At 59.2% G+C, this 5,888-nt stretch carries 6 protein-coding genes and 1 pseudogene; all 7 read left to right on the top strand.

Annotated elements, in window-relative coordinates; translation table 11 throughout:
* Positions 1-174 precede the first annotated feature (174 nt).
* Positions 175-366: pseudogene (locus ABJF10_RS28675) on the top strand (hypothetical protein); the annotation flags it as partial.
* A gap of 119 nt (positions 367-485) precedes the next feature.
* Entirely contained in the window at positions 486-1,649 is a 1,164-nt protein-coding gene (locus tag ABJF10_RS28670; protein WP_348548031.1) for an ATP-binding protein, read from the top strand.
* Between the two features lies 1 nt (position 1,650).
* Positions 1,651-3,048, top strand: coding sequence for a sigma-54 dependent transcriptional regulator (locus ABJF10_RS28665; RefSeq protein WP_348548030.1), 1,398 nt, complete (start codon positions 1,651-1,653; stop codon positions 3,046-3,048).
* Between the two features lie 180 nt (positions 3,049-3,228).
* On the top strand, positions 3,229-4,764 hold the full coding sequence (locus ABJF10_RS28660; RefSeq protein ID WP_348548029.1) for a BON domain-containing protein: 1,536 nt from the start codon (positions 3,229-3,231) through the stop codon (positions 4,762-4,764).
* A 72-nt stretch (positions 4,765-4,836) separates the two neighbouring features.
* Positions 4,837-5,085 carry a hypothetical protein gene (locus ABJF10_RS28655; protein WP_348548028.1) on the top strand — a complete coding sequence of 83 codons (249 nt, stop codon included), beginning with the start codon at positions 4,837-4,839 and terminating at the stop codon, positions 5,083-5,085.
* A complete protein-coding gene (locus ABJF10_RS28650) occupies positions 5,069-5,470 on the top strand; it encodes a response regulator (protein WP_348548027.1) in 402 nt (133 codons plus the stop codon). Before ABJF10_RS28655 ends, ABJF10_RS28650 begins: the two co-directional genes overlap by 17 nt.
* 65 nt (positions 5,471-5,535) lie before the next feature.
* On the top strand, positions 5,536-5,888 hold a 353-nt coding region (locus ABJF10_RS28645), incomplete at its 3' end, for a PRC-barrel domain-containing protein (protein WP_348548026.1).

Below are 5,888 nucleotides of genomic sequence, written 5' to 3'. Positions count from 1 at the left end.
CTGAGCTGACCGCGCAGGAACGGGATTCTCTGGGGGCGGCAACCGACGAGCAAGCACAACATCATAGGGTGGAGACTAATGCACCTCCGGCGAAGTAAACGCTTAACCGCCAAAGGAAATGCTGTTCCAATTACGTAACGACAAATCCGTAACAGAGACTGCGGCTGCCGCACGACCCTGCGCAACATCCGCCAAAACTTTGTCTTCGCGTTTGGCTACAATGCCTTGGGAATCCCGATCGCGGCCGGGCTGCTTTATCCGTTTTTCGGCCTGCTGCTCAGTCCCATCATCGCCGGCGCCGCCATGAGCCTCAGTTCCGTTTCCGTCATTAGCAATGCCCTGCGACTACGGAAGGTAAGCCTGTGAGTTATCGTTGAAAAATGGCTGCACGGTCACTCCAGCCCCACCCCGATTCGAGCCGCCTCGGAGCATCCGCTCACCACCCTTGTGCCGCGTTTCCGCCTAAAGTCATTCACAACCTAACTATGAAAGTAGACACCTTCTCGCCCGAGTCGCTCCCAGTGGAGGGTGCAAAACACATCCTGTGGGGCCACCGGGTCACACCGCCGTGGGCGATCTCGATCGCGCTGTCCGTCACTCTGGCGCTCGGCCTCGTCGATTACCTTACCGGACGCGATCTGGTGATGTCGGCTTTTTATCTTGCCCCGATCTGCTGGCTCACCTGGAACTCGGGGCGAAACGCCGGAATGCTGCTGGCTGCGGTTTGCGCTGGGGTTTGGTTGGTCGCAGATTTTCTGTCTGGTTACACTTACTCGCATCCGGTCATCCCGTATTGGAATGCGTTCGTGTTATGGGCGCTCTATGGCGTCATCGTTTGGCTGTTGAGCGCGCTGCGTCACTCGCAAGATCGCCTCGAGACTACGGTCGAGCGCCGGACGGAGGCATTGCGGTCGGAGATTGCCGAACGCAAACGTCTCGAAGCTCGCAGAATCCAAGCCGAACGACTGGCGGTGGTGGGCACGATGGCCGCCGAAATGGCGCACGAAGTTCGCAATCCGCTGGGCGCGATCGCCCTGAATCTCGATCTCATTCAAAAGGAAATCGGGAAGCTTGCGGAGACCAGCCGCCACCTTCCGCAAGAGGGCGGCGTATTGGTGAATGACATGCGCGAGGAAGTTCACCCCATCCAGCATGTGCTGGAAGACTATCTACAATTCGCGCGGGTGCCCAAGCTGCAGCGCCGACCGGTCGAGTTAGGCGCATTGCTGAGTCAAAAACTGGCTTTCATGAACGGCTCGCTGGAGCATAAAGGGATCGCGCTTCGCACCAGCTTCGACCCGTCTTTGAAGTCCGTGAGCGCCGATCCCGATCAATTGTGGCAGGCGACCTTGAACCTGATTCGGAATGGGATCGAGGCCACGCCGGAGGGTGGGGAAGTGACCGTCAGCACGCGGTTCGAAAACGGTGAGGCGTGCATCGGTGTGGCGGACACGGGCTCGGGTATGAACGCGGAGCAAATCCAGCAGGTCTATATTCCATTTTACAGCACCAAACTGACCGGCACGGGTCTGGGGCTGGCGCTCGTCCAGCAAATCATGATCGAGCACGGCGGACATGTGGAATGCGAGAGCGCGCCCGGAAAGGGCAGCGCCTTCACCCTCTTCCTGCCCCTCATGGAGAAATCCTGACATGGCGCGCAAACCAAACATTCTGCTCGTGGACGACGACGAGCATCTGCGCATCGCCGCGGGCAAGGTGCTGAAGAGCGAGGGTTATCGGGTCGCGAGCGCGGCTTCGGGTCGCGAGGCGCTGGAATCGTTGCAAGAACCTGGCGTCGCACTGCTGATTAGCGATCTCCGCCTGCCGGACATCGACGGCATCGCCTTGCTTAAACAGGCGCTCGAACTGCGGCCCGAGATCGAAGTGGTCATGATTACCGGTCATGGGAGTATCGAGCAGGCGGTCGAGGCCATGAGACTCGGCGCTTACGATTTCATCCAGAAGCCGCTGGACGCCACCGCGCTGGTCAAGACCGTGGCCAAGGCGCTGGAGAAGCAACGCCTGGCCAGCGAGAACGAGCAGCTTCGTCAGCAACTCCAGCAGCGAAGCGGGGCGGAAGCGCACATCGGCAACGGACCGGCGATGCGCGCGGTGCAAGAACTCATCCGCCAGGTGGCCGCCACGGACGTTCACGTGCTCATCCAGGGCGAGAGCGGCACCGGCAAGGAAATCGTCGCCAATGCCCTCCACGAGTTAAGCGACCGGCGAGGCAAACCGTTTGTAAAACTGAGCTGCGCCGCGATTCCCGAGACGCTTCTCGAAAGCGAATTATTCGGCCACGAGCGCGGCGCGTTCACGGGCGCGAACGCCACCAAACCCGGCAAGCTCGAACTCGCCGACGGCGGCACCGTGTTGCTCGATGAAATCGCCGAGATGACTCCGCCGTTGCAGGCGAAGCTGCTGCGCGTCTTGCAGGATGGCGTCTTTCAGCGGGTCGGCGGCACGCGTGATATTCACTCAAACTTTCGTCTCTTGTGCGCCACCCATTCTGACCTCGCTCGGGCCATCGAAGAAAAGTCGTTCCGGCACGATCTGTATTACCGGATCCACACCGTGCAGATCGCGATTCCTCCGTTGCGCGAACGCCGCGAGGATATTCCGCTGCTGGCCGCCCATTTCCTCGAACGCTTCAGCGCCCGGATGCGCAAGGAAGTGCGCTCGCTCGCGCCGTCCGCCCGCGAGCAATTGCTGGCGCACGACTGGCCGGGAAACGTGCGCGAACTGCAACACGTCGTCGAGCGCGCCGTGGCCCTGACCGATGGCGATATGGTGGAGTGCGTCGCCTTTGCGCCGGCGCCCGGCGGCAAAACGGCAGTCACCGCCTCCGCGAATGGATCATCCATTTCGATTCCGCTCGGAACGTCGCTCGACGAGGCCACCAAACAGCTCGTGGAAGCCACGATCGCCCAATGCGGTGGCAACAAGCTCAAAGCCGCCCAGGTGCTCGGCATCCCGCCGCGCACGATGTATCGGCACTTCTCCCATCCGGCCGAGTTAGGGCACGCTGCCACCATGGCAGCGCCATGACTGCCACGGTGGCAGCAATATGGCTGACAACGGGCGCTGCCTAACCCTGCCACATTAGGCAAGTCGCTTTCCACTAGCATCTTACATCTCACGCATTTTCTCTGGCATGGCGGATGCGAAGGGAGGGCACCGAACGGCCGAACGCGGGCCGCACCAAGGCAAACCAAACAGAAACTAAAAATGAAACTGATACATACAACACACAAAAGGCTCTTCCATCCAAGGAAAGCCGTGGCGCTCTGTGGCGCCCTCCTGATCCAATCCCTCGCTCTCGTTCCGCTGCAAGCGGCGCCGGACAAGAAACCCGGCGATGCGCAAATCAACGCCGCCGTGGACAAAGACCTCCTTTACGACTCCTCCGTCAATTCCAACGGACTCGACGTGAAGACTACGGACGGCATCGTGACCCTCTCCGGTACGGCGCCCAACATCCTTTCCAAGGAGCGCGCCACCATGATCGCGGAATCCGTCAAAGGCGTGCGCTCTGTGGTGAACGAGATCAAGGTGCAGCCGGGAAAGCGCGCCGATGAAGCCGTGCAGAAAGATACGGACGCTGCACTGCTGGGTGATCCGGCGACGGGTTCCTACAAGATCAAGACCGCCGTGAACGACGGCACCGCGACACTGAGCGGAAGCGTTAATTCATGGCAGGAAAAGCAATTGGTCGCTTCCGTCGTGAAGGGCGTGAAAGGCGTAAAGGAGGTTAAGAACGACATCACCATTAACTATAAAGCAAAGCGCCCGGATACCGAGATTGCAGCGGACGTGAAGGGCGCTCTCCAGCGCGATATCTGGGTCGATGATCTTTTGATCAAAAGCTCAGTCGAGGGTGGCAAGGTCACGCTCACCGGCACTGTCGGCAGCGCTGCGGCGAAGACTCGCGCCTACTACGATGCCTACGTCGCGGGCGCCACCGCCGTGGATGACAATGGCTTGAACGTCGAAGCGTGGGCGAAAGACCCCATGCGGAAGGCGAGCAAAACGACCTACAAGACCGACGAAGAAATCAAGAAAGCCGTCCAGGATGCGTTCCTCTTCGATCCGCGCGTGTTCTCCTTCAATCCGGTCACCTCGGTCAGCTATGGCGTGGTTACACTCACCGGCACGGTGGATAACCTGAAAGCCAAGCGCGCCGCGGAACAGGATGCGAAAAACACGACCGGCGTTTACGGCGTGAAGAACTACCTGCGCGTGCGTGGGCAGAATCCGCCGAGTGACGACAAGATCGCGCAGAATGTGAAGGACGCGCTGTTCCGCGACCCGTATGTTGATCGCTACGAAGTCGGAGTCACCGCCTTGAATGGCGTGGTTTATCTCACCGGCACGGTCGATTCCTACTACGAAAAGACGCACGCAGAAGACGTTGCCTCGCGGGTGAACGGAGTGATGAATGTGAACAACAATCTCAGCGTCAGCTACCCGGTCTATACTTATTCCTACTGGCCGTATAGCTATGACTACTACGAGCCCTACACCTACTGGCCCTATGGTTACTCGACCTGGACCTACAAGACCGACTCCGAGATCAAGGACGACATCAAGAGTCAGTTGTTCTGGAGCCCATTCGTTGACTCCGACGAAGTGAACGTCTCCGTCCGCAATGGCGTGGCCACGCTCACCGGCACCGTCGATAGCTGGCGGGAGTATCGCGATGCCGCGAAGAACGGCTTCGATGGTGGCGCTCGCGACGTCATCAATGATCTGAAAGTGAAATAAACCAGAGATGGCGGGCGGGCGGGCGTGAAAATGCGCGCCCGCTCCGCCGGCTCTCGCAACCTTTTCTACAAAATGATTCTCATCGATATCCTCTTTGCTTTTTTCGTCGCGCTCGTGATCGCCGGAATCTTTCGGCCGCTTCAGACTCGCGCTATGCAGCGCCATGACTGCCACGATGGCAGCAATATCGTCGGCCACGGGCGCTGCCTAGCCCCGGCCGCATTAGGCAAGTCGCTTTCCACTAGCCTTTTACACCTCAGGCATTTTCCCTGGCATGGCGGGTGCGAAGGGAAGGCACGTAACGATGACAAGCATCCGTAACAAGTCCATCCTCGTCGTTGACGACGACCCAGGAATGCTCCGCGCGCTCGAGAAAGTTCTCACCAGCGAAGGAGCGCTTGTCACCTCTGCGAAATGGGTCGGCGATGCGGTTGACCTATTGACTCAACGTGAAAGGCATATTGATCTCGTCGTCACCGATTTGCGAATGCCGATAGTGACGGGGGTGACACTGGTGGATGCGATTCACAAGATTTTTCCGGCGCTGCCCGTCATTGTGCTGACGGCCTTTAGCAGCCCCGACGTAAAAGCGCTGTGTCTCGATCAAGGTGCCGTCGCGGTTTTGGAAAAGCCGCTGGATTCGACGCAATTGGTCGCCGCCATCGTCAGCGCACTCGCGGTCTCAAAGGCAATCCAGCAAGCATGAGCACAGAAACAACAACGAAGACTCCGGCCCCAGTGACCAATCCAACTCCAAACCAAACAAACCTTATGTTACGAAGCTTAAAACACCTTTACGGAAAACTACTCGGCGCGTCCGATGGTGAGGTCGGTAGCGTCAAAGACTTCTACTTTGACGATCAACGTTGGGCCGTTCGCTACGTCGTCGCGGACACGGGATCATGGCTGCCGGGACGGTTGGTGCTGATCTCTCCTCATGCCTTCGGAAACTTCTGCCAGCAGGGCGGCGACAGCCTGCTCGTCAGCCTCACGCGGAAACAGATCGAAGAAAGTCCCGCCATCGAAGCGCATAAGCCGGTGTCCCGCCAATACGAGGAGGAGTATTATCGTTACTACGGCTGGCCGACCTATTGGGGCGGAGGAGCGATGTGGGGAATGGGCGG

The sequence above is a fragment of the Chthoniobacter sp. genome (assembly GCF_040003245.1).
Taxonomy (GTDB): Bacteria; Verrucomicrobiota; Verrucomicrobiia; order Chthoniobacterales; family Chthoniobacteraceae; genus Chthoniobacter.
This window is presented reverse-complemented; position numbering and strand designations above follow the sequence as displayed.

Bases quoted from the DNA above. Each gene is read 5' to 3' on its own strand.
- ABJF10_RS28670 (WP_348548031.1), top strand. From the start codon at position 486: ATGAAAGTAGACACCTTCTCGCCCGAGTCGCTCCCAGTGGAGGGTGCA.
- ABJF10_RS28665 (WP_348548030.1), top strand. From the start codon at position 1,651: ATGGCGCGCAAACCAAACATTCTGCTCGTGGACGACGACGAGCATCTG.
- ABJF10_RS28660 (WP_348548029.1), top strand. From the start codon at position 3,229: ATGAAACTGATACATACAACACACAAAAGGCTCTTCCATCCAAGGAAA.
- ABJF10_RS28655 (WP_348548028.1), top strand. From the start codon at position 4,837: ATGATTCTCATCGATATCCTCTTTGCTTTTTTCGTCGCGCTCGTGATC.
- ABJF10_RS28650 (WP_348548027.1), top strand. From the start codon at position 5,069: ATGACAAGCATCCGTAACAAGTCCATCCTCGTCGTTGACGACGACCCA.